Source organism: Halpernia frigidisoli (assembly GCF_900113805.1).
Classification (GTDB): Bacteria; Bacteroidota; Bacteroidia; order Flavobacteriales; family Weeksellaceae; genus Halpernia; species Halpernia frigidisoli.
Map to the genome: position 1 here is coordinate 446,812 of NZ_FOQT01000001.1, position 24,840 is coordinate 471,651.

24 protein-coding genes are annotated in these 24,840 nt (G+C 34.8%); 19 read left to right on the plus strand and 5 right to left on the minus strand.

Annotated elements, in window-relative coordinates; genetic code table 11:
• The first annotated feature begins 57 nt into the window (after positions 1–57).
• The 8 genes from BM238_RS02185 (at position 58) to BM238_RS02220 (ending at position 11,064) form a co-directional block, all read left to right on the plus strand.
• The gene (locus BM238_RS02185) at positions 58–2,748 is read left to right on the plus strand and encodes an ATP-binding protein (RefSeq protein ID WP_090078539.1); all 2,691 of its coding nucleotides are present in this window, start codon (positions 58–60) and stop codon (positions 2,746–2,748) included.
• 5 nt (positions 2,749–2,753) lie between these two features.
• Positions 2,754–3,116 carry a response regulator transcription factor gene (locus tag BM238_RS02190; protein ID WP_090078540.1) on the plus strand — a complete coding sequence of 121 codons (363 nt, stop codon included), beginning with the start codon at positions 2,754–2,756 and terminating at the stop codon, positions 3,114–3,116.
• A 65-nt stretch (positions 3,117–3,181) separates the two neighbouring features.
• Complete coding sequence (locus tag BM238_RS02195; RefSeq protein ID WP_090078541.1) at positions 3,182–5,083, plus strand: AMP-binding protein; 1,902 nt, start codon at positions 3,182–3,184, stop codon at positions 5,081–5,083.
• A gap of 134 nt (positions 5,084–5,217) precedes the next feature.
• Positions 5,218–7,125 carry an acetate--CoA ligase gene (gene acs, locus BM238_RS02200; protein WP_090078542.1) on the plus strand — a complete coding sequence of 636 codons (1,908 nt, stop codon included), beginning with the start codon at positions 5,218–5,220 and terminating at the stop codon, positions 7,123–7,125.
• 30 nt (positions 7,126–7,155) lie between these two features.
• Complete coding sequence (locus BM238_RS02205; RefSeq protein ID WP_090078543.1) at positions 7,156–8,295, plus strand: NAD(P)/FAD-dependent oxidoreductase; 1,140 nt, start codon at positions 7,156–7,158, stop codon at positions 8,293–8,295.
• Positions 8,295–9,005, plus strand: coding sequence for a methyltransferase domain-containing protein (locus tag BM238_RS02210; RefSeq protein WP_090078544.1), 711 nt, complete (start codon positions 8,295–8,297; stop codon positions 9,003–9,005). The genes BM238_RS02205 and BM238_RS02210 overlap by 1 nt, the downstream gene beginning before the upstream one ends.
• 227 nt (positions 9,006–9,232) lie before the next feature.
• A complete protein-coding gene (locus BM238_RS02215; protein ID WP_090079092.1) occupies positions 9,233–10,285 on the plus strand; it encodes a type III polyketide synthase in 1,053 nt (350 codons plus the stop codon).
• Positions 10,279–11,064, plus strand: coding sequence for an SDR family oxidoreductase (locus tag BM238_RS02220; RefSeq protein WP_090078545.1), 786 nt, complete (start codon positions 10,279–10,281; stop codon positions 11,062–11,064). Before BM238_RS02215 ends, BM238_RS02220 begins: the two co-directional genes overlap by 7 nt.
• A gap of 64 nt (positions 11,065–11,128) precedes the next feature.
• On the opposite strand, the gene BM238_RS02225 is transcribed toward BM238_RS02220, so the two are convergent.
• Complete coding sequence (locus BM238_RS02225) at positions 11,129–12,211, minus strand: alkene reductase (protein WP_090078546.1); 1,083 nt, start codon at positions 12,209–12,211, stop codon at positions 11,129–11,131.
• 210 nt (positions 12,212–12,421) lie between these two features.
• Here BM238_RS02225 and BM238_RS02230 point away from each other — a divergent pair, with 210 nt between their 5' ends.
• The 10 genes from BM238_RS02230 to katG all read left to right on the plus strand — a co-directional run bounded on the left by BM238_RS02230 (position 12,422) and on the right by katG (position 21,841).
• Positions 12,422–13,459 (plus strand): aldo/keto reductase, encoded by a 1,038-nt coding sequence (locus BM238_RS02230; protein WP_090078547.1) that lies wholly within the window; start codon positions 12,422–12,424, stop codon positions 13,457–13,459.
• A 37-nt stretch (positions 13,460–13,496) separates the two neighbouring features.
• Positions 13,497–13,931: a hypothetical protein gene (locus BM238_RS14630; protein WP_317040664.1), complete on the plus strand. Its 435-nt coding sequence runs from the start codon at positions 13,497–13,499 to the stop codon at positions 13,929–13,931.
• Positions 13,925–14,410 (plus strand): helix-turn-helix domain-containing protein, encoded by a 486-nt coding sequence (locus tag BM238_RS14635; RefSeq protein ID WP_317040665.1) that lies wholly within the window; start codon positions 13,925–13,927, stop codon positions 14,408–14,410. The genes BM238_RS14630 and BM238_RS14635 overlap by 7 nt, the downstream gene beginning before the upstream one ends.
• A 6-nt stretch (positions 14,411–14,416) precedes the next feature.
• Entirely contained in the window at positions 14,417–14,845 is a 429-nt protein-coding gene (locus BM238_RS02240; protein ID WP_090078548.1) for a 3-hydroxyacyl-ACP dehydratase FabZ family protein, read from the plus strand.
• Positions 14,846–14,849: 4 nt separating this feature from the next.
• Positions 14,850–16,118 carry a beta-ketoacyl-[acyl-carrier-protein] synthase family protein gene (locus BM238_RS02245; protein WP_090078549.1) on the plus strand — a complete coding sequence of 423 codons (1,269 nt, stop codon included), beginning with the start codon at positions 14,850–14,852 and terminating at the stop codon, positions 16,116–16,118.
• Positions 16,119–16,131: 13 nt separating this feature from the next.
• Positions 16,132–16,383 (plus strand): acyl carrier protein, encoded by a 252-nt coding sequence (locus BM238_RS02250; RefSeq protein ID WP_090079093.1) that lies wholly within the window; start codon positions 16,132–16,134, stop codon positions 16,381–16,383.
• Positions 16,384–16,562: 179 nt separating this feature from the next.
• Positions 16,563–16,994, plus strand: coding sequence for a hypothetical protein (locus tag BM238_RS02255; RefSeq protein ID WP_090078550.1), 432 nt, complete (start codon positions 16,563–16,565; stop codon positions 16,992–16,994).
• A gap of 101 nt (positions 16,995–17,095) precedes the next feature.
• Entirely contained in the window at positions 17,096–18,859 is a 1,764-nt protein-coding gene (locus BM238_RS02260; protein ID WP_090078551.1) for a discoidin domain-containing protein, read from the plus strand.
• 8 nt (positions 18,860–18,867) lie between these two features.
• On the plus strand, positions 18,868–19,398 hold the full coding sequence (locus BM238_RS02265; RefSeq protein ID WP_090078552.1) for a GNAT family N-acetyltransferase: 531 nt from the start codon (positions 18,868–18,870) through the stop codon (positions 19,396–19,398).
• Between the two features lie 160 nt (positions 19,399–19,558).
• Positions 19,559–21,841, plus strand: a complete 2,283-nt coding sequence (katG, locus tag BM238_RS02270) for a catalase/peroxidase HPI (RefSeq protein ID WP_090078553.1) — start codon at positions 19,559–19,561, stop codon at positions 21,839–21,841.
• Between the two features lie 77 nt (positions 21,842–21,918).
• On the opposite strand, the gene BM238_RS02275 is transcribed toward katG, so the two are convergent.
• From BM238_RS02275 to BM238_RS02290, 4 genes are read right to left on the minus strand one after another with little or no spacing between them, the layout of a single operon-like run.
• Complete coding sequence (locus BM238_RS02275) at positions 21,919–22,431, minus strand: hypothetical protein (RefSeq protein WP_090078554.1); 513 nt, start codon at positions 22,429–22,431, stop codon at positions 21,919–21,921.
• 22 nt (positions 22,432–22,453) lie between these two features.
• Positions 22,454–23,248, minus strand: coding sequence for a TPM domain-containing protein (locus BM238_RS02280; RefSeq protein WP_090079094.1), 795 nt, complete (start codon positions 23,246–23,248; stop codon positions 22,454–22,456).
• Entirely contained in the window at positions 23,229–23,654 is a 426-nt protein-coding gene (locus BM238_RS02285) for a TPM domain-containing protein (RefSeq protein WP_090078555.1), read from the minus strand. The genes BM238_RS02280 and BM238_RS02285 overlap by 20 nt, the downstream gene beginning before the upstream one ends.
• A 3-nt stretch (positions 23,655–23,657) precedes the next feature.
• Entirely contained in the window at positions 23,658–24,263 is a 606-nt protein-coding gene (locus BM238_RS02290; RefSeq protein ID WP_090078556.1) for a LemA family protein, read from the minus strand.
• A gap of 78 nt (positions 24,264–24,341) precedes the next feature.
• Here BM238_RS02290 and BM238_RS02295 point away from each other — a divergent pair, with 78 nt between their 5' ends.
• Complete coding sequence (locus tag BM238_RS02295) at positions 24,342–24,833, plus strand: dihydrofolate reductase (RefSeq protein WP_090078557.1); 492 nt, start codon at positions 24,342–24,344, stop codon at positions 24,831–24,833.
• Positions 24,834–24,840: the final 7 nt, after the last annotated feature.

Below are 24,840 nucleotides of genomic sequence, written 5' to 3' on the forward strand. Positions count from 1 at the left end.
TTTTCTTCGTTTGGGGCGCATCATGCGTCAGTTCTTTTATCATTTTCAAAAAGTTCAATGAATAGTTATTTACTTTTCGCCCTGGTTATTCTCTATCTGGGATTTTTGTTTTTGATCGCTTATTTTGCGGAAAAAAGTAAAAGCAACTTTTGGGTGAATAATCCTTACGTTTACGCACTTTCATTGGCAGTTTACTGTTCAGGATGGACGTATTATGGCAGTGTGGGCGTTGCAGCAAATCAAGGTTTAGAATACATGGCGATTTACATTGGTCCCGTAATTATTATTCCAAGTTGGATCTTCATTAATGCGAAAGTGATCAGAATTTGTCGCGTAAATAAAATAAGCAGTATCGCCGATTTCATTTCTCTGCGATATGGCAACAGTCGGTTTTTAAGCGCAATTATCGCAACAGTTTGCATGATCGCCATTATTCCTTACATCGGTTTGCAGATCAAAGCAATTTCCGAAACTTTTCATTTGATCACCAAAACTTCACAAACAGATAATGTTCTATTTGATTCTGCAAGTTATGTTGTCTTAATAATTGCCCTGTTTTCCTCTTATTACGGCACAAAATACGTCGATGCTTCTGAAAAAAGATTAGGCATTATCGCTGCAGTTGCGGTTGAAAGTTTCCTGAAACTCATTTTCTTTATTATCCTTGGAACTTTTGTCGTTTATGGCGTTTTTAATGGTTTCGAAGATATTTATGATCAAGCGTCAAAATTACCAGATTTCACTACTAAAAATACTTTCGGCGGTTTAGAAGGTGCAGTTAATTGCTTTTTAATGATGTTGCTTTCCATGTCTGCCATTTTTCTTTTACCGAGACAATTTCATGTTTCAATTATTGAAAACAGAAAAGAAAAACATCTTAAAACAGCGATATGGTTATTTCCCTTGTACCTTTTAATTTTTAATATTTTCGTTTTCCCAATTGCTTGGGGCGGAAAAATTCTTTTTCTGAATGAAACGGTTAATGCCGAGTTCTTCTCTATTTTAATTCCACAAAAATTCGGAAATACATTAATTGCGGTGATGGTATTTTTTGGTGGATTGAGTGCCTGTGTTTCGATGATCATTATTTCGAGTATTTCGCTATCCATCATGCTTTCAAACAATATTATTATTCCTTACGGATGGCTAAATAATTTTAAATTTAATTCAGAAAAAGACAATACCAAGAATATTGTCAACATCAGAAAAATAAGTATTTTTCTGCTCATTTTAGTGAGTTTTATGTTTTATAAATTCTGGATTTTGCAGAAGAGTTTATTCAGTATCGGATTGGTTTCTTTTGTAGTCATTGCGCAATTAGCTCCCACTTTTTTCGGAGCGCTCTTTTGGCGGAGAGGAACTTACGCAGGTGCTCTAACTGGAATTATTGCCGGAATTTCAATATGTTTTTTCGGTTTGATTTTACCAAGTTTTTCGGAGAATTATGTCGAAAGCAGTTTTTTCAACAGTGGTTTTTTAGCGTTTTTCAGTATTCCCTATTTATTGCCAATTCCGCAAATCTTCTTTTGGAGTGTATTGGTAAATGCCGGTTTATTTGGAATAATTTCAACCAACACCATTGCGAATTACCGGGAACGAAATTACGCTGAACTTTACACTGATATTGATGATTATATTCAAAATCACGAGAATGCTTACATCTGGAAAGGAACTGCAAATATTTCCGATATTCAAAAGATTTTAGTACGGTTTTTAGGTCAGAAAAAAACTGAACAAGCCCTTAAAATATTTAATTTAAAATATAAAATTACCGGCGGAAATGATTCTGCAGATTCCCGCTTCATCAAGTTTTCTGAAAATCTTTTGAGTGGTAGAATAGGTTCTGCTTCGGCGAAAATTTTGATTGAAGGTGTAACCAAAGAAGATAAAATTTCTCTCCCGGAAGTTTTAAAAATTTTAGAAGAATCCAAAGAAAATATCTCCATTAACAAACAACTGAGTGAGCAATCTTCTCAATTATTAAAATTATCCAGAGATCTGCAAAATGCAAATGAAAATCTGATTGAAAAAGACCATCAAAAAGATGAATTTTTAGATAGTGTCGCGCACGAATTACGAACACCGATCACGGCGATCCGCGCTACAGGTGAGATTTTGTTAGACGATGAAGATATGCCCGCAGAAATTAAAAAAGAATTTTTAGAAAACATTATTTCAGAATCCGATCGTCTAAATGAAATTATCAATGATATTTTGTACTTAGATAAACTGGAAACCGGCACAATTTCCTTGAATATTAAGGATAATAATATTGTAGAAACTTTTAAAAAATCTTTGAAACCTTTGCATCATCTTTTCGATCAAAGACATCTTCACCATTCTGAAGTTAATCTTTTAGAAAATGAAATCTATTACTTTGATGAACAAAGAATGATTCAGGTTTTTCAAAATATTATTGGAAATGCGCTTAAATTCACCAACGAAAATGGAATGATTCAAACAAAATTTCATGAAAATGATGATCAGCTAAAAATTTCCATATTCAACACCGGAAAAACGATTCCGGATGAAGATTTTGACTATGTTTTTGATAAATTCTACCAGTCGAAAAATCAAAATGTTCGCAAACCTATTGGTAGTGGATTAGGTTTAGCGATTTGTAAAAAAATTATGCTTGCCCAAAATGGTGATATTAAAGTGAAAAATAAGGAGATTGGAGTCAGCTTCGAGATTTATTTACAGAAAGAAAACGACTCTGTACAAAATGCAGATAAACAAAATATTTAAGAAATATGAAAAAAATAGTAATTGCCGACGATGAACACAAGATAATTATGACTTTGGAGTATGCTTTTAAGAAAGCCGGTTATGAAGTTTTTATAGCAAGAGACGGTTCTGAAGTTTTAGAATTGTTGAAAACAGAGATTCCCGATATGATTTTATTGGATATTATGATGCCAAATGTTGATGGTTATTCCACACTTGCAGAAATTAAAAAAGATAAAAATTTAGACAAAACCAAGGTGATTTTCCTCTCTGCAAAAACCGGAGAAGCTGATGTTAAAAAAGGTCTGGAACTTGGCGCTGATGCGTACATCACAAAACCGTACTCTATAAAAAAACTTACAGAAAGGGTTGAAGAATTGTTGCGGTAAAGACGAAAGTGACACACAAAAATCTCTAATTCAGAATCTTTAATCCCGAACCTAAAAAAACCATTATGAAGTCAGATAAAATGTTTAATGAAAGCGTTACCAACAAAGAAGAATTTTGGAGGGAACAGGCTGAGCAAATTGAATGGTTTAAAAAACCAACCAAAATCCTGACCGACGACGAAATAAATTACCCAACGTGGTTCGCAGACGGAGAATTAAATACCTGTTTACTTGCGGTTGATAAACATGTGAACGATGGATTTGGAGAGCAAGTGGCGATTATTTACGATTCTCCGGTAACAAACAGAATCATTAAATATACCTACAGTCAGGTTTTAGAGCATGTTTCGAAATTTGCGGGAGGACTAAAAAATTTAGGTTTAGATAAAGACGATACCGCGATCATTTATATGCCAATGATTCCGGAATCTGTTTTCGCGATGCTAGCTTGTGCAAGATTAGGCGTTACGCATTCAGTTGTTTTTGGCGGATTTGCACCACAGGAATTAGCCATCAGAATTGATGATTGTAATCCAAAAGCGATCATCACTGCGAGTTCCGGAATGGAAGTTTCCCGCAGAATTCCTTATTTACCTTTCGTCAAAGAAGCAATTTCACTTTCGGAATTTAAGCCAGAACACATCATTGCATTTGATAGAAAATTGTTGGGAAATCGCGTCGATTTTAAAAATGATTCTGCCTTGACTGATTTTGAAAAATTAATGACAGAATCTGAACCAGCAGATTGCGTTTCCGTAGAATCATCGCATCCATTGTATATTCTCTACACTTCGGGAACGACAGGAAAACCAAAAGGCGTTGTTCGGGATAATGGTGGACATGCAGTTGCAATGAAATTTTCTATGCAAAATATTTATGGCGCAAAACCAGGCGAAACATTTTGGGCGGCTTCCGACATTGGTTGGGCAGTTGGACACAGTTATTCAGTTTACGGTCCTTTAATTAACAGAAATACTACTGTAATTTTTGAAGGAAAACCAATTGGAACTCTAGATGCGGGCACCTTTTGGCGCGTGATTGAAGAACATAAGGTTTCGGTAATGTTTACGGCTCCAACTGCAATTCGAGCCATTAAAAAAGAAGATCCAGACGGAAATTTTGTAAAAAAATACGATTTATCTTCTTTAAGAACACAATTTTTAGCCGGAGAAAGATGTGACGTTGCAACTTTGGATTGGTATGAAGAATTTGTTGGCGTTCCTGCAATTGATCATTGGTGGCAAACAGAATCAGGTTGGCCAATGTTGGGTTTAATGCCCGGAATTGAAGATGTAAAAATTAAAAGAGCATCCGCTGGAAAACCGATTCCAGGTTATAATATTAAAATTTTCAGTGAAGAAGGTTATGAATTAGAAGCGCATCATGAAGGTTATTTGGTCATCAAATTGCCGTTGGCTCCAGGCGCGATGATGGGAATTTGGGGCGATGAAGAACGCTTTAAATCTGGATATTTAACGAGATTTCCCGGTTACTATTTTTCTGGTGATGGTGCGATAAAAGATGAAGACGGTTATATTTTCGTGACGGGAAGAGTTGATGATGTGATCAATGTTGCAGGTCACAGACTTTCAACTTCGGAAATGGAAGAAGTAGTTTCTGGCCATAAAGAAGTTGCAGAATGTTGCGTTGTCGGAATTGATGATGATTTAAAAGGACAAATTCCTTTTGCGATCGCTGTTTTAAAATCGGGTTCAAAAATTGAGGAAAAAACTTTGGAGAAAGAAATTGTTCAATTGATTCGGGAAAAAATCGGTGCTGTTGCAAGTATGAAAAATGCTATGGTGGTGAACCGTTTACCGAAAACACGTTCCGGGAAAATTTTGCGTAAATTGATTCGCACAATGTTGGATGCGAAAGAATACCAAATGCCCTCAACAATTGATGATGAAAGTATTGTAGAAGAATTACAGACGAAAATGGAGGAATATAAAAATAAGTCTTTATAAATTTAAGCAGAAACTTTGTAAAAAAAACGAGTCGTAACTAGCCCTGATTGTAGTGGAAATCCTTTTTTTGCAAAAAAAAGATTGTAGCGGAAAGCAGGTTCCCGGCTTCTAACAGAAAATATTAAAAAAAGAATATGAAAAATTACGTCATTCACGATTTACCGGAATATTTTAAACAATATAAAAAATCCATAAAAAACCCGAAAAAATTCTGGGATAAAATTGCCGATGAAAATTTTGTTTGGTACCAACGCTGGAACAAGGTCGTAAAATACGACATGGAAAATGCCAAGATCGAGTGGTTTAAAAATGCCAAACTTAATATCACGAAAAATTGCCTTGATCGTCATTTAAATGAACGTGGCGATAAAACGGCGATCATTTTTGAGCCGAATGACCCAACTGAAGAAGCGCAACATATTTCTTACCGCGATCTGCACCAAAGGGTCTGCAAAATGGCAAATGTTTTAACGGATCTAGGTGTATCAAAAGGCGATCGCGTTTGTATTTATCTACCGATGATTCCGGAATTGGCTGTTTCCGTTTTGGCTTGTGCAAAAATGGGCGCGGTGCATTCTGTTATTTTTGCAGGATTTTCAGATACTGCTGTTGCATCCCGCGTGAATGATTGCGGTGCGAAAGTGATTATCTGTTCTGATGGTAGTTTTCGGGGTAATAAATCGATAGATTTAAAAGTCATTGTAGATAAAGCGATAGAAAAAACACCTTTAGTAGAAAAAGTTTTGGTGGTCAAACGAACGGGATGTAAAGTCGATTTTAAGGAAGGCCGGGATTTTTGGCTGGATGATTTATTTGAAAAAGCATCGCCGGATTTTGTGACGAAAATTATGGATGCCGAAGATCCACTTTTTATTCTTTACACGTCCGGTTCCACAGGAAAACCAAAGGGAATGTTGCATACAACAGCAGGTTACATGGTTTATACTGCCTATACTTTTAAAAATGTTTTTGATTATCAGGAAAATGATATTTATTGGTGCACCGCAGATATTGGCTGGATCACGGGGCATTCTTACATTATTTACGGACCACTTTTAAATGGCGCAACTACCGTTATCTTTGAAGGCGTTCCAACTTATCCGGAACCGGATCGTTTCTGGGAAGTGATCGAAAAACATAAGATCACGCAGTTTTACACGGCTCCAACTGCCATCCGTTCTTTGGCAAAAGAATCTGCAGATTGGGTCGAAAAACATGATTTATCGAGTTTAAGAGTGATAGGTTCTGTTGGTGAACCGATTAATGATGAAGCATGGCATTGGTACAATGACCATGTTGGCAAGAAAAAATGTCCGATTGTTGACACCTGGTGGCAAACCGAAACTGGTGGAATTATGATTTCCCCGCTTCCGTTTATTACACCTACAAAACCAACGTACGCCACACTTCCGATGCCTGGAATTCAGCCTGTTTTGATGGATGATAAGCGAAATGAAATTACCGGAAATCAAGTAGATGGGAATTTATGCATTCGTTTTCCTTGGCCTGGAATTGCGCGCACGATCTGGGGCGATCATCAAAGGTATAAAGAAACTTATTTCACCGCTTTTCCTGGAAAATATTTCACGGGTGATGGCGCTTTAAGAGATGAGGTTGGTTATTACAGAATTACGGGCAGAGTAGATGATATTATCATTGTTTCCGGGCATAATCTTGGAACCGCGCCTATTGAAGACAGCATCAATCTTCATCCGGCTGTTGCAGAATCAGCGATTGTAGGGTTTCCTCATGATGTGAAAGGCAGCGCACTTTATGGTTTTGTGATTTTAAAAGACACCGGCGAAAGCAGAGATAAAGAAAATTTAAAGAAAGAAATTAACAACGTCATTTCTGACACGATGGGACCGATTGCGAAACTGGATAAAATTCAATTTGTTTCTGCTTTGCCAAAAACACGTTCCGGGAAAATTATGCGAAGAATTTTACGTAAAATTGCAGCAGGTGATTTTTCTAATTTCGGCGATACTTCTACTTTATTAAATCCTGAAATTGTGGATGAGATTCGGGATGGAAAGGTTTAACTTTGTTAAAAATAAATTTACTTTTAGAATTTGATTAATCTAACATTCGACGCACAAATCATCATTATCGGCGGTGGTTTAGCAGGTTTAACTTCCGCCATTCATCTTTCAAAGTTGGGTTTTTCTGTGGTTGTTATCGAAAAAAATTCTTACCCAAAGCACAAAGTTTGCGGCGAATATATTTCTAATGAGGTTTTGCCGTATTTTTCTTGGTTAAATGTTAATATTGAAGCGCTTCAACCTACGCATATTAAAACTTTGAAATTTTCCTCAGAATCCGGGAAAGAAATTGAAACAAAATTGCCGCTTGGCGGTTTTGGAATTAGCCGTTATATTTTAGATGAAACACTTTATTTAAAAGCATTATCTCAAAATTGTGAGGTTTTAGAAGATTTGGTTAATGACATTCAGTTTAAAGAAGATTTTTTTGAAGTTAAATTAAATTCCGGCAAAGTTTTAAGATCGCAAATTGTTTTAGGTGCTTTTGGAAAAAGGTCAAATTTAGATCTGGAATTGAAGCGCGATTTTGCTCAAAATAAATCGCCGTGGTTAGCCGTTAAATCTCACTATTCCGGAAGTTTCCCCGATGATATTGTCGGTTTGCATAATTTTAAAGGCGGATATTGTGGTGTTTCAAAAGTGGAAAATGATGAGATTAATATCTGTTATTTAACTAATTTTGAATCTTTCAAAAAACATAAAAATATCGAGGAATTTCAGCAAAAAGTAGTTTCAAAAAATCCTCATTTAAGTAAAGTTTTAAAAAATTCAGTTCAGATTTTTGATAAGCCTCTGACGATTTCCCAGGTTAATTTTGAGAAGAAAAAAAATGTAGAAAACAATATTTTAATGCTCGGCGATTCTGCAGGATTAATTCATCCACTTTGCGGAAACGGAATGGCAATGGCGATTCACAGCGCAAAATTGGCATCTGAACAAGTTCAAAAATATTTCGAAGAAAAAATTTCCCGTCAAGAAATGGAAGAAAATTATTCGAAAAACTGGAATTTAAACTTTAAAAAAAGACTACGCTACGGCAGATTTTTAGGTAAAATATTTAAAAATTCTGCTTTGTCGGAAACTTTAACTAAATTCATCACGTATTTACCTTTTTTACTTCCTTTAATTATTAAAAAAACCCACGGCAAAGAAATCGTGATCAATCAATAATGGCTTTAGATACTACTTACAGAACCGATTTAGAAGAATCAATGGACGATTTTTCTATGGATAATGACGGTTTGATTACTGCTTTGGATGACCTCGCGCGAATCAATAAATTTTTAGGTGGAAATTCAGTCACAATCGAGGGAATTGAAAAACTATTGAAAAATTATCAAAAAAGTGAAACAATCACTATATTGGATTTTGGCTGTGGAGACGGTGAAATGCTGCGGCAGGTTGCCGATTATGGAAAGCGACAAAACATAAATTTTAATTTAATTGGAATTGATGCAAATGCTGCAACAATAAGGTATGCCGAAAATAATTCTAAAAATTATAGTAATATTTCCTATTTAGCGGAAGATATATTTCTTTACGATTTTTCGAAAATTAATATAGATATTGCCCTAATTACACTTACTTTACACCACTTTAAAGACCCTGAAATATTAAATTTAATGAAAGTTATTTTTAATTTGGTCAGAAAAGGAATTGTGGTTAATGATTTGCAAAGAAGCAAAATTGCTTACCGACTTTTTCAAGCCATAATCTTTGTTTTTAGATTAGAAAAAATGACGGCAAATGATGGTTTGATCTCAATTTTAAGAGGTTTTAAAAAACCGGATTTAGAAAAATTTAGCCATCAGTTAGATTTTAAAAAGTACAGCATCACCTGGAAATGGGCGTTTCGTTGGCAATGGATTATTTGGAAATAGATTTTAACTTTATAATTCAACCACAAAGTCACAAAGAGTAGTGCAGATATTTTATTTTTTATAATAGTTCATAGAGTTTTAAGAATTGTATAACTCTATGAACTTTGAGAATCTTAAAGAAGAAATACTTTGTGACTTTGTGGTTAAAAAAAATAATTATTACTAATAGAAAGAGATTGCTTCGATCCTCGCAATGACGAAAATTGAAGTCCCTCGCAATGAAAAATATGAGTGTAAAAATAGTTTCAGTTGCCAAACAACTGCCAAAATATTCCCGAAAAACTGATGAGATTCTACCATTTCTAGACCAATGGCTGGTAGATCAGGATGACCGTTTTAAAAGAAAAGTAAAGAAAATTTTCGAAGGCGCCGCCGTTGATGAACGCTATTCAATAATGGACCCGTTAGAAGTTTTTACGGAAACTTCTTTTGAAGATAAAAATAATATTTACGCGCGTGAAGTCGTGATTCTTGGCGAACAGGTTTTAACGAAAGCGCTTGCAAAAACCAACTGGGATGCAAAAAGTTTAGATTACATCATCACCGTAAGTTGCACCGGAATTATGATTCCGTCTCTGGATGCTTATTTAATTAATAAATTGAATCTTCGACAGGATATTGTTCGTTTGCCTGTGACCGAAATGGGTTGTGCAGCAGGCGTTTCAGGGATAATTTATGCTAAAAAATTCCTTGAAGCCAATCGAAATAAACGCGCCGCAGTGATTGCTGTGGAAGCGCCGACCGCGACTTTTCAATTGGAAGATTTTTCGATGGCAAATATTGTGAGTGCCGCGATTTTTGGCGACGGTGCAAGTTGTGCGTTGTTGAGTTCTTACGAAGAAGATTTAGGTCCAAAAATTATTGCCGAAGAAATGTATCATTTTTATAATAATGAACACATGATGGGTTTTCAACTCACGAATTCCGGTTTAAAAATGATCTTGGATATTGAAGTCCCGGATACAATTGCGGCACATTTTCCGGAAATTGTACATCCTTTTTTAGCCAAACAAGATTTAAAAATAGAAGATGTTGATTATTTAATTTTTCATCCCGGCGGTAAGAAAATTGTTCAAATGGTGGAAGGTTTGTTTTCAGATTTAGGAAAAAATATTGATACAACAAAAGAGATTTTGAGAAAATACGGAAATATGTCTAGCGCAACCGTTTTATATGTTTTAGAAGATATTATCAATCAAAATCCGAAAAAAGGTGAAAAAGGTTTGATGTTAAGTTTTGGACCTGGATTTTCTGCACAACGTGTTTTATTAGAATGGTAGAAAATAATAAATATTGGGCTTTAATTTTGGGTGGAAGTTCCGGTTTAGGTCTGGCTTCGGCTAAAAAATTAGCGCAGGATGGTTTTAATATTTGTATTGTTCATCGGAATTCACGCGCAGAAATGAACGAAATTTCCGCTGAATTTGAGAAAATTAAATCTAGTAATATTTCATTTTTAAATTTGAATTTAGACGCTTTAAATGTAGAAAGTAAGTCGAAAATAATTTCAGAATTAAAAGATAAATTAGAAAATACTAAGATTAAAGTTTTAGTTCACAGCATTGCAAAAGGCAATTTAAAATCGATGGTTTCTGAAGACAATTCGGTTTTAAGTTCAGATGATTTTCTAATTACTTTTCAGGCAATGGCGGTCAGTTTATACGACTGGACGCAACTTTTATTTGAAAATAAATTATTCGCAGAAGACAGCCGAATTATTGCTTTCACTAGCGAAGGAAGCACAAAACCCTGGAAAAATTACGCTGCCGTTTCCGCTGCAAAAGCAGGTTTGGAAGCCATTTCGAGAAGTATTGCCTTGGAATTTGCACCCTTTGGAATTAAATGCAACTGCATTCAAGCCGGTGTTACGGACACAAGATCTTTACAAATGATTCCCGGAAGTGAAGATTTAATAAAAAATTCTATTGAAAGAAATCCAAATAAAAGATTGACAATGTCGGAAGATGTGGCCAATGTGGTGAGTTTGTTGTGCAAAAATGAAGCAAAATGGATGACCGGAAACGTCATTCCGGTCGATGGCGGCGAACATTTACAATAAAATTTAGCCAAAAAAAAGACCAGTTCAATCTGAACTGATCTTAATATTTAAAAATTATTTCCGATTATTTCAAAGCCGGATAATCAGTATAACCTTTCGCGCCCGGAACGTAAAAAGTGTCACTGTCTGCCTGATTTAGAGGTGCATCAACTGCAAATCTTTGTACTAAATCCGGATTACCAATAAATGGAACACCAAAAGAAATTAAATCTGCAAGGTTTTCTTCAAGGGCTTTTTCTGCGGATTCTTTCAAAAATCCACCATTGATGATGAATGTTCCTTTGTAAATTTCGCGATAGTGTTTTGCAGTTTCAAAAATCGATTTTTGTGGATGATCACCTTTTTCTGTAAAACCGCTGAAATGAAGGTATGAAAGATCATAATCATTCAATTTATTGGTCAAGTATTCGAACATTTCCTGTGTTTCTTGATCTTTTACCATTCCGAAAAGACCGTCCAAATCTGGCGACAATCTTACGCCAACTTTCTCAAACGTTACTTTTTTACCAACAGCATCCAAAACTTCAAATAATATTCTGCCTCTGTTTTCAATAGAACCGCCATATTCGTCTTCTCTTTTATTGGAAGTCAAAGCAAAAAACTGATGAAATAAATAACCATTTGCAGCGTGAATTTCAACACCATCAAAACCTGCTTCAATCGCGTTTTCTGCGGCTTTCACGAAATCCTGAACGGTTCTTTTAATATCTTCCGTGGTCATCGCTTTTGGCGTAACCGTATCTTTAAATCCAGTGTAAGTGTAGGCTTGAGATTCCGGATTTACTGCGGACGGCGCTAAAGGAAGTTCGCCATTATGAAAATCAGGATGAGAAATTCTGCCAACATGCCACAATTGTGCGAAAATTTTTCCGCCTTGCGCGTGAATATCTGTTGTTACTTTTTTCCAGGATTCTGTTTGTTCTTGCGTGTAAATCCCGGGAACATTGATATAACCAACAGATTCTTCGCTGATGTTTACACCTTCTGTAATGATCAATCCGGCAGTTACCCTTTGTGAATAATAGGTTTGAATTAAATCTGTAACGACGTGTTCATCATTATCCGCACGACTTCTTGTCATTGGCGCCATTACGATTTTGTTTTGTAAGTGTAAATTTTTTGAACTGTATTTGTCTAAAAGTTTCATTTTTTTAATATTTTAATTAGACAAATTTAGCGATACAAGAACATATTTTTTAATAACATATGATAAGATTTTGTTAAAAGCATAAATTTTAAATCATCGAAAATTTCTATTATATCTTAAACTTTGTTTTGATTAGTAAATGGATGTTTTTGGATACGTTTCATTGAAATTAAATTTAAACCTTTGCATCATAAATTTAAAACAATAAAAATGAAGTACAAAATTTTAGGAAATACAGGTTTAAAAGTTTCAACCTTGTGTTTGGGAACAATGAATTATGGCGGAAAAGGATTTTTCAATTACATGGGCGATCTGGATCAAAATATGGTCGATGAACAGATGAAAACTGTCGTTGATTCAGGCGTTAATTTTATTGATACTGCCAATATTTATTCTGAAGGTCTTTCGGAAATAATGATTGGAAAAGCCATTGGCAATCTTGGTTTAAACCGTGACGATTTGGTTTTGGCTACAAAAGTGCGTGGCTCTACGGGTAAAGGCGAGAATAATAAAGGTCTTTCCAAAAAACATATTTTGCAGGAAATAGATGCGAGTTTGAAACGTCTCAATACCGATTACATCGATCTTTATCAGATCCACACATCCGATCCTTTGACGCCAATTGAGGAAACGATCCGGACTTTAGATGATCTCGTAAGAAGTGGAAAAATCCGTTATTTTGGCGCGAGTAATATTGCCGCGTGGGAATTGATGAAAGGTTTGGCGTATTCCAAATACAATCATTTAGACCGGTTTTCTTCTCTTCAAGCCAATTATTCGCTGGATGTTCGCGATGCGGAACGGGAATTAATTCCTTTATTAAAAGATCAAAATATTGGAATGATGATCTGGAGCCCGTTAAGTGGTGGATTAATGACGGGAAAATATAAAAGAAATGCCGAAAAAGAAGGTGGACGATTAAGTAAATTTCCATTTCCGCCATTTCATGAAGAGAGAGCCTACGATATTTTGGATATTTTGGAACCAATATCTAAAGCAAAAAATGTTTCCATTTCGCAATTGGCGCTCGCCTGGTTATTGCATCAAAATGTGGTAACGAGTGTAATTATCGGTGCAACGAAACTTCACCAATTGGAAGATAATTTGAAATCTGTGGATGTTATTTTTAACGAAGAAGAATTAAAACAATTAGATGAAGTCAGCCAGTTACCGCCGGAATATCCAGGAAATGTGATTGAAGCAATGACCAGCGATAGAAGTTCAGGGGAAGATTTTTTAAATAAATAAATTGATTTTTTGCCTTTATAAAGTTTAAATTTGAATAATGAAAAGTGAAAAACCAACTTTTACCACGATTAATTCCGTTAAAGAACTACATACTTTGATGGGTTTGCCGGTTCCGTTAAATCCGTTGATCACGATTATTGATCATGCAAATGAAACATTAGGAAATATAAATGAAACAGATAAATTAGTTCTGAATTTTTACAATATTACCATTAAAAAAAGTTTTAAAGGAAAATTAAAATATGGTAAAAATGAATACGATTTTGATGAAGGTACGATGTCTTTTATTGCGCCGAACCAAGTCATAAGCCTTGATGCAGAACCTGAGCGCAACAAAATCGGCTGGTCTTTGTTATTTCATCCGGACCTTATTCAGAATTATAATTTGGGTAAAATTATTAAAATTATAACTTTTTTTCTTACTCTGCTAATGAAGCGCTTCATTTATCAGACGATGAAAACGCTTTGGTAGAAGCAATTGTTAAAAATATTGATAATGAAATAAAATCAAGACTGGATCATTTTAGTCAGTATCTAATTGTTTCTAATTTGGATCTGCTTTTAAATTATTGTGAGCGATTTTACGACCGGCAATTTCTGACGAGAAAAATGGTAAAAAATGATTTTCTTTCCAAATTTGAATTGGTTTTATCAAAGTATTTCCAGGAAAATTCTGATTTAAAATTGCCGACGGTTGAAAGTTTAGCAGAAGAAATGAACGTGTCTTCGGCCTATTTGAGTGATCATCTTCGTAATCTTATGGGACAAAATTGCCAGCAACACATTCACGAAAAATTAATAGAAAAAGCCAAAGAAATTTTAATTGGAACAAGCCATTCAGTAAGTGAAATCGCCTATCAATTAGGTTTTGAATATCCGCAATCTTTCAGCAAACTTTTTAAAAATAAGACTAAATTTACACCTTTAGAATATCGGAAATCATTTAATTAAAAAACTTTGCAGAGTCAAACTATTTTAGAAAAATTACCTTATAGTAAACCATTTTTGTTCGTTGATAAATTAATTTCCGTCGATGAAAATGGTGCAACAGGAACTTTTACTTTCAATGAAAACTTAGATTTTTATACAGGTCATTTTAAAAATAATCCAGTAACGCCGGGCGTTATTTTAACAGAATGTATGGCGCAAATTGGTTTAGTCTGTCTGGGAATTTATTTGATTAAAGATTTAACGGAAAAAAGTTTGGTCGCATTAAGTTCGACGCAAATTGATTTTTTAAAACCGGTTTTTCCAAATGAAAAAGTTACCGTGATTTCTGAGAAAATATATTTTAGATTTGATAAATTGAAATGTAAAGTTTTAATGAAAAATGAGAAAGATGAAATCGTTTGTGAAGGCATAATTTCCGGATTTATAAAAGAATAATTTTATGGAAAGAAGAGTTGTGATCACCGGTTTAGGCGTTGTTGCGCCAAATGGAATTACCGTTAATGATTTTTTAGAAGCCATAAAAACTGGAAAATCCGGGATAAAATTTGATCAGCAATTGGCAGATCTTAATTTTTCCTGTCAGGTTTCCGGCAAACCCGAAATTTCGGAAGAAAAAAAACGCGACTATTTTTCTGAACTTGAATTACGAAACTTTAATTCTACCGGAATTCTTTACGGCGTAATCGCAGGTTTAGATGCCTGGAAAGATGCCGGGTTAGAACCATCCGCAAGTGAAAATCCAGATTGGGAAAGCGGAACTATTTTCGGAACGGGAACTTCCGGGATCGATAAATTTCGGGAAAGTATTTATAAGATTGATGATCTGCAAACTCGAAAATTGGGAAGTACGGCGGTTTCACAAACAATGAACAGCGGAATTTCTGCTTATTTAGGCGGAAAATTAGGTTTGGGAAATCAGGTGACAACAAATTCTTCAGCGTGCACAACGGGAACTGAAAGTCTATTAATGGCTTTTGATCGAATAAAATCTGGCAAAGCAAAACGTATTTTAGCCGGAAGTACAAGTGATTCCGGGCCATACATTTGGGCAGGTTTTGATGCAATAAAAGTCTGTAATTTTAAATCAAATAATAGTCCGGAAGCAGCTTCACGACCAATGAGTGAAACGGCAGCAGGATTTGTTCCTGGAAGTGGCGCTGGCGCTTTTGTGGTGGAAGATCTGGAATCTGCTTTAGCGAGAAATGCGAAAATTTACTGTGAAATTCTTGGCGGAAATGTAAATTCGGGTGGACAAAGAGGCGATGGAAGTATGACTGCACCAAATTCGATCGCTGTTCAAAAGTGTGTAAAAGATGCTATTTTAGAAAGTGGAATCGAAGCTAAAGAAATAGATTATATAAACGGACATTTAACGGCAACTTCAAAAGATGCGATGGAAATTGAAAATTTAACCAAAGCATTAAATAGAGAAGGTAAAGATTTTCCGTATATCAATTCATTAAAAAGTCTCGTTGGTCATTGTCTTTCCGGTTCGGGAAGTGTGGAATCTGTTGCAACGGTTTTGCAATTGTACCATCAATTTTTGGCACCAAATGTCAATTGTGAAGATTTAAAACCTGAAATTGAAAGTTTAATTTCAAAAAAATCGATTCCAACAGAAATGCTTTCTGCGGATTTAAATATTGCAATGAAAGTAAGTTTTGGTTTTGGTGACGTGAACGGATGTGTTATCTTTAAAAAATATTAAACAAATAAAAAAAATGGACAGGCAGGAAGCAATAGAAAAATTAAAAGTTATCGTGAAACCTTATGTGAAAAATGAGGAAGCGCTCAATAATTTAACAGAAGATACAGATTTCATAAATGATCTAAATATAAATTCTGCCAATTTGGTGGATGTCATTTTGGATGTTGAGGAAGTTTTTGATATCGAGATCGATGCAGATTCAATGGAAAAAATGCGTGATGTAAAATCTGCCATTGCAGTAATTGAAGAAAAGTTGGCACTTTAATTTATTAAAAAGGCATTTAAAAACATATAAATGGTATTTAGATTAAATCGCATTGATATATTAATAATATAAATTCTGATTTTTATCATTTATCTGTTAATTATTTATAATGTATTGTTGTATTTACAATAATTGTTACTAATTTTGCGGTATCAAAAAAGAATAAAAACAATAAGAATATGTCAACAATTATTATAGGATTATTTCCTACACAACAAGACGCAAAAAAATTAGCAGCAGACTTAGAAAACTTTGGTTTTGCAAACGAAGATTATATAGTTTACATCAATGAAGAAAGTAAGACGGAAGACACTTTATGGACGAGATTATTTGGTGGAAGAACGCCAAAATTTATCCCAAATGAAAAGGATGCTTTGATCACAAGCGTTTCCGCAAAAAATGAAAACGAAGTAAAAGCAGTGAAAGAAATTTTTTCAAATCACGAAGCAATTCATATTTATGAATTAAATGATGTTAATATAGAAGAAGCAAAATCTTTGGATTATTTAAAGAAAATTGTAAACATTCGGGCTAAAGCTGAAGTTTATACCAATCCATCCATCTCATCTGCAAAACATCTAACTTTAAACCAGGGAATTCTTTTAAACTAAAAGTCTTTCTCTAAATAGACAACCAAATCAGAAGTAAAACTTTTACTTCTGATTTTTTTTGTTCCCAAAATACTTCTATATATTTACTTCAAATAATTATTATGGGATTAAAAAAACTGGCATTTTTTGCTTTTATTTTCACAAATGTTTTTGCTTTTTCTCAGCAGAAAACGTACTGCAATCCAATTAATATTGATTACGGATATACGCCAATACCAAATTTTGCCGAACAGGGTAAACATCGTGCAACAGCAGACCCTGTAATCGTCAATTTTCACAATAAATATTTTTTATTTTCAACAAATCAAGCGGGTTATTGGTGGAGTACGGATATGGCAGACTGGAAGTTTGTTTCCCGTAAATTTTTACTGCCAAAAAATAAGGTTTATGACGAGCTTTGCGCACCTGCCGTTTTTGTTATGAAAGACGAAATGTATGTTATTGGATCTACGCAGGGACCGGAATTTACCATGTGGAAAACGAAAGATGGAACAACCGATGATTGGGAAGTCGCAGTGAATGACTTTAAAGTTGGCGCGTGGGATCCGGGATTTTTGTATGATAAAGAGCTAGATAAATTATTTCTCTACTGGTATTCAAGCAACGAATTTCCTATTATTGGAACTGAAATTGATATCAAAACGCTGCAGTCAAACGGCTATGTAAAACCTTTGTTGAAACTTCATCCGGAAGATCACGGTTGGGAAAGATTTGGGGAAAATAATCAGGATGTTTTTCTGCAACCCTTTATAGAAGGTGCCTGGATGACAAAATATAAAGGCAAATATTATCTGCAATATGCTGCGCCAGGTACTGAGTTCAGCGGTTATGCGGATGGCGTTTACACCAGCAATCAGCCTTTGGACGGTTTTGCTTATCAAAAAGAGAATCCTTTTTCTTACAAGCCGGGCGGTTTTGCCCGCGGAGCTGGTCACGGTGCTACTTTTGAAGATAATTATGGACAATTTTGGCATGTTTCAACCATTGGTATTTCGACAAAAAATAACTTTGAACGAAGAACTGGGATTTGGCCCGCAGGTTTTGATAAAGATGATGCACTTTATTCTAATACTGTTTTTGGTGATTATCCTACTTTTTTACCAGATTTTTCTAAAAAATCTGATCATCAAAAAGGATTATTTGCCGGCTGGATGTTGCTCAATTATAACAAGCCTGTTCAGGTTTCCTCAACTTTAGGCGGTTTTCAACCGAACTTTGCGGTTGACGAAGATATTAAAACCTATTGGAGTGCAAAAAGCGGAAATTCTGGTGAATGGTTTCAAACAGATCTGGGAGAAATTTCGACTATTAATGCTATTCAAATTAATTATGCTGATCAGGATGCAGAATTTTTAGGTAAAACATTAGGCAAAATGCACCAGTATAAAATTTTAGCTTCTGATGATGGTAAAAACTGGAAAATTTTAATTGATAAATCTAAAAATCAAAAAGACGTTCCACACGATTATATTGAATTGGAAAAACCAACAAAAGCGCGTTTTCTTAAAATGCAAAATTTAAAAATGCCCACAGGAAAATTTGCCTTAAGTGGTTTAAGAATTTTTGGTAAAGGTTCTGGTGACAAACCTGTGAAGGTTGAAAATTTTGTTCCGCTTCGAACAGATCCTGCGAAATTTGGGGAAAGAAGAAGTGTTTGGTTGAAATGGCAGCAAAATGATAAAGCAGACGGTTACAATATTTACTTCGGAAAATCACCGGATAAACTTTACGGAAATATAATGGTTCTGGGCAAAAATGAATATTATTTTGGCGGCGCAGACAGAGCTGATCCTTATTATTTTCAAATAGAAGCCTTTAATAATAATGGGATTTCGGAAAGAAGTGAAATAAAAGAAGCGAAATAAATTTTGTTATGAATTTTTCTATTCAAAAAGAATTATCAAATGATAATGTAATTTTAAAACCATTGCAGGAAAGTGATTTTGAAGCCTTATTTTTTCAAGCCGCAGATGAAGAAGTCTGGTCTCAGCATCCCAATAAAAACCGGTTTAAAAGAGAGGTTTTTGAAAACTTTTTTGTGGGCGCTTTGGAAAGTAAAGGCACTTTTATAATTATTGACAAACCGACAAACCAAATTATTGGAAGTACTCGATTTTATGATTTTAATGAAATTGAAAACAGTATTTTCATTGGATATACTTTTTACGGAAAAAAGTTTTGGGGTAAAAATTACAATTCTCAGGTTAAAAAATTAATGCTGGATTATATTTTTCAGTTTGTTGATTATGTGAATTTTTATGTGGGAAATGAAAATTTTCGGTCGCAAAAAGCTATGGAAAAATTAGGTGCTGAAAATAGGGGAGAAGTTGAAATTGCTTATTTCAGTGAAGAATCGAGAAGTAATTTTCTCTATTTGATTAAGAGAAAAAATTGGTTTGTTTAATCTTTTTAAACAAATTTTAAAAAATAAAAAAACTGATTTTTTCTTGGTTAAAAAAATATCAAAACAAACGTTATAGTTTAAATCAATCAAAAAATGAAAATTGATAGAAAGATTTTTATAATTTAGTGCCATCAAAATTTAATAAAATATCACGTTTATAATGAATACAGATAATCAAAATCCGATGGGCAAATGTCCTTTTAACCATGAAGCTATTAAACAAACTTCTGGAGGTGGAACAACAAACAGAGATTGGTGGCCAAACCAGTTAAAAGTTAATATTTTAAGACAACATTCAGATCTTACAAACCCGATGGATGAAGGTTTTGATTATGCTGAAGAATTTAAAACTCTTGACTTACAAGCGGTCAAAAATGATCTTTTTACTTTGATGACGGATTCTCAGGATTGGTGGCCGGCAGATTATGGTCATTATGGACCATTTTTTATAAGAATGGCGTGGCACAGCGCAGGAACTTACAGAACCGGTGACGGTCGTGGCGGTTCTGGCTCAGGAATGCAAAGATTTGCGCCGCTGAACAGCTGGCCGGATAATGTAAATTTAGATAAAGCAAGATTATTGCTTTGGCCAATCAAACAAAAATATGGCAAAAAAATTTCCTGGGCAGATTTATATATTTTAGCTGGAAATTGCGCTTTAGAATCAATGGGTTTAAAGCCATTTGGTTTTGGTGGCGGTAGAGCTGATGTTTGGGAACCAGATGTTGATACTTATTGGGGTTCAGAAAAAAAGTGGCTGGCTGGAGATATCCGTTATGAATATGGTTCTGAAGGCGTTGATGAAAATCATGGTGTTTTGGTTTCTGATGACGATGCAGATGGAAAAGTACATTCCAGAGATTTAGAAAATCCTTTGGCTGCCGTTCAAATGGGTTTAATTTATGTTAATCCTGAAGGACCGGATGGTAATCCAGACCCTTTATTGTCTGCAAAAGATATCCGCGATACTTTTGGTAGAATGGCAATGGATGATTATGAAACTGTTGCATTAATAGCAGGTGGACACACTTTTGGGAAAACACACGGTGCTGCTTCTGCGGAACACGTTGGTGCAGAACCCGAAGCTGGAAGCATCGAAGCACAGGGTTTAGGTTGGAAAAATTCTTTTGAAACAGGAAAAGGTGAACATACTATTTCAAGTGGATTAGAAGGAGCCTGGACGACAACGCCAGCACAATGGAGCAATAATTATTTTGAAAATTTATTTGGTTTTGAGTGGGAATTAACTAAAAGTCCGGCTGGTGCTCATCAATGGAAGCCTGTAAATAATGGCGGCGCGGGAACAGTTCCAGATGCACACAATCCAGAAAAAAGTCATGCACCATTTATGCTGACTTCGGATATTGCGCTTCGTGTAGATCCTGCTTATGAAAAAGTTTCGAGACATTTTTATGAAAATCCCGATGAATTTGCTGATGCATTTGCAAGAGCCTGGTTTAAATTAACACACCGTGATATGGGACCAATTGAACGTTATTTAGGTTCTGATATTCCAAGTGAAGAATTGATCTGGCAAGATCCTATTCCTGCTGTCGATCATGAATTAATTTCTGATGAAGAAGCAGAAATTTTGAAAAACAAAATCTTAGAAACTGGATTAACTGTTTCAGAATTGGTTTTCACCGCCTGGTCTTCTGCCTCAACTTTTAGAGGTTCAGACAAAAGAGGTGGCTCAAATGGCGCAAGAATTAGATTGGAACCGCAAATTAACTGGAAAGTAAATAAACCACAACAATTGGCAGAAGTTTTAACAAAATTAGAAAGTATTAAAACTGATTTTAATAACTCTCAATCTGGAAACAAAAAAGTTTCAATTGCAGATTTAATCGTTCTTGCAGGAAATGCAGGTGTTGAAGAAGCGATTAAAAATGCTGGTCATGATTTAAAAGTTCCTTTCATTGCGGGAAGAGGAGATGCGTCACAAGAGCAAACTGATATAGAATCTTTCGACGTGATGGAACCAATTTCTGACGGTTTTAGAAACTATTTAAAAACAAGATATACAGTTTCTGCTGAAGAATTATTATTGGATAAAGCGAATTTATTAACCTTAACAGTTCCCGAAATGACGGTTCTAATTGGCGGAATGCGTATTTTAAATACTAATTTTGATAATTCTAAAAACGGCGTTTTCACTCAAAATCCTGAAAGTTTATCTAATGATTTCTTTGTAAATTTATTAGACATGAGCACAACGTGGAGCGCTACTTCAGACGATCAGCAATTATTTGAAGGTAGAAACCGTAAAACCGGTGAAGTAAAAATGAAAGGAACCAGAGTTGATTTAATTTTCGGTTCAAACTCAGAATTACGTGCGATTGCAGAAGTTTATGCTTGCAGCGATTCCAAAGAAAAATTTGTAAAAGATTTCGTTGCTGCGTGGACGAAAGTAATGAATCTTGGTCGCTACGATTTAAAATAACTTAGTTAGTTATATTGATAGAAAAAGGTGGTTCGTAATGAGCCACCTTTTTCGTTTTAATATCAGAATTATTTATTTTAATCTTTTTTATAGGAATACTCGTGGCGTTTTATCCAGATATTTTCGTCTAAAAACTTGACTTCTTTTATGTTGTTAAAGGTTTTTGCCCCAAAAAGATAAGTATGTTTTATAATTGCGGGTTTATTTTCGTTTCCATCTTTTCCCGTTTGCTCGGTAATGATTTCGATAGTTCTATTCGGTAATTTTCTTCGCGATTTTATAAGTTCTTTATCGATATATAAACCATCTTTTGAGATTGAAATTGTATCAAATGAATTCGCACTTTTTTCGTTTGGATAACTATTGGAAAAAATAAATTTATTAGTATTTTTTATTCTTGTGACCTCAATATTGGCCGGCATTGTATAACGTTTGCCGCTGGAATAATCAAGATAAGTTAGAGAACCTTGCCAGCTTCCGATCAGATTATTAAAATCACCAGAGGTTTTTTTAAAATTGCTTTGCGCAGTGATAAATGTACAGCAGAAAATAATTAAACCATAACCGAAGTAAAACTTTATTTTTCTCATTATTTTTTATCTTAGTTAAAATTTACCAGCCACCACTCGCGCCGCCACCGCCAAAACTTCCGCCACCGCCAAAACCGCCAAAACCGCCGCCGCCAGAACCACCTCCGAAGCCGCCTCCAAAACCGCCACCTCCCATTGGAAAAGGAAAAAATCCACCGGGATAATTTCTTCTGCCTCGTCGTGAAAGACCGACATCATCGTCATCATTATTGCCACCACCTTTATTTTTAAGAAAATTAAAAAGAAAAATAATCACAAAAACAATCAGCATAATTTGAAAATAACTCAAGCCTTCCTTTTTTTCGGGTTTTTTTATGGGTTTAAATTTTCCCTGCACAGCTTCCATAATCGCAGTTGTGCCGCGGTCAATTCCCGTAAAATATTGATTTTGTTTAAATGCAGGCGTTACCAGATAATCCATGATCTGGCCTGCAACCGAAGCCGTAAGATATTGTTCCACAGCGCGACCTTGCTGAATCGACATGGTGTGATCATCGGTCGCAATTAAAAAAACAACACCGTTGTCGACGCCTTTTTGCCCAATTCCCCATTGTTCGCCGTACATTGTAGCAAGAAAATTAACGTCCTGTCCGCCAGTTGTTGGTATGATGACGACTTCAATTTCCGTTGAAGTAGAATCTGAAAACTTAATTAATTTTTGGTTTAAAGTTTCTTTTTCCTGTGCGTTTAAAACTCCCGCCTCGTCGTAAACCGGATATAAAACTGCTGGTTTTTTTGCAACATTTTGCGCTGAAATTAGCAGACTAAAACCAATCAGTAAAAAAGTTAAAAAACGTTTAAGAGAAAGTGATCTCATCAGATAATTCATTTTCATTTTTTCCAGTTACAGGAAAATATTTTTTAAGTTCGATACCTGTTTTTAAGATGGCATTTTTTAAACCATCACAAAAATTTTGCTGCGCAAATTCTTTGGTCGCTTCATCATGAATTTTATCCCAAAAACTTTGTTTTACTACTTCATGAATTCCCGTGTCGCCAATTATTGTAAGATATTTTTGTTCAAAATTAATATGAAACAAAACGGCGTTTCTCTGTGCCGTATGTTCCATATTTAATGATTTAAAGATCTCAAAGGCGATTTTAGCATTTTGAGTTTCTGTGGTAGAATCTACATGTACACGAATTTCCCCCGTAGAATTATTTTCCGCAGTCTGAATGGCTTCTACTAAAGAAGCAAGATCATTATTTGATAAAAACTCCATTATTTATTTAAAAACTTCCGGTGCTTTTGCTGCGCCTGCGTCTGCTTTAAAATAAGGTTTCTCTTTAAAGTTGGTAAAATTTGCCAGAATATTATTTGGAAAAGTTTTTATAGAAGTATTGTAATCCTGTGCTGCCGTATTAAAATAAACTGTTTCCGTTCTCACGCTGTTTTCTATCGCCGTATATTCTCTTTGAAAATTCAAATATTGCTGATCTGCTTTTAAGTTTGGATAGCTTTCTACAACTGCCATTAATCTGCTTAAAGATCCTGTCAATTCGCCTTGTGCAGCCTGAAATTTCGCCATATCCGCTTCAGTCATATTAGATGGATCGATATTAATTGCAGTAGCTTTTGAACGCGCTTCTATAACGTCTGTAAGTGTACTTTTTTCAAAATTTGCGTAAGATTTTACTGTGTTTTCCAAAGCTGGAATTAAGTTGGCTCTTTTTTGGTAAACCGTTTCAACATTTGACCATTTTGTGTTTACATTTTGTTCTTTTGTAACAAAATTATTGTAGCCACTTTTACCCCAAAAGAAAGCAATTGCCGCAATTACCAAGAGAACGATGCCGATTGTTCCGGCGCTCATACAACCTCTGTTTTTCATAGTTTAATTTTTTATAATGTTAAATTTGCGGATCAAATATACAAATTATGTCTTAAATTTGCCGAAAATAATAATTGAATGGTTACGTTGATAGTTGCGATGGGTGAGAATAATGAAATTGGCTATAAAAACCAGCTTCTTTGGCATCTTCCGAAAGATTTAAAACATTTTAAAGAATTGACAACTGATCATCCGATAATAATGGGTCGGAAAACTTTTGAAAGTATAGGTAAAGTGTTGCCAAACCGCACCAATATTGTGATCAGCAATAAAGACGATTGGTTTGAAGAAGGAATATTGATCGTGGGAAGTATTAAGGAAGCTATTAAGTTCGCAAAAAAAATTAATGAAGAAATATTCGTGATTGGTGGTGGAAGTATTTATGGACAAACTATCGAATTTGCGGATGTTTTAAAAGTGACTTTGGTAAAAACTGCGTTAAAAGCCGATACTTTTTTTCCAAAAATTAAAGGAAAAGAATTTTTAAAAACCGAGGAGATCTGCCATGAAGCAGACGAAAATAATGAGTTTGATTTTTGTTTTCAAACCTGGGAACGGAAAAAAAACTGATCAAATC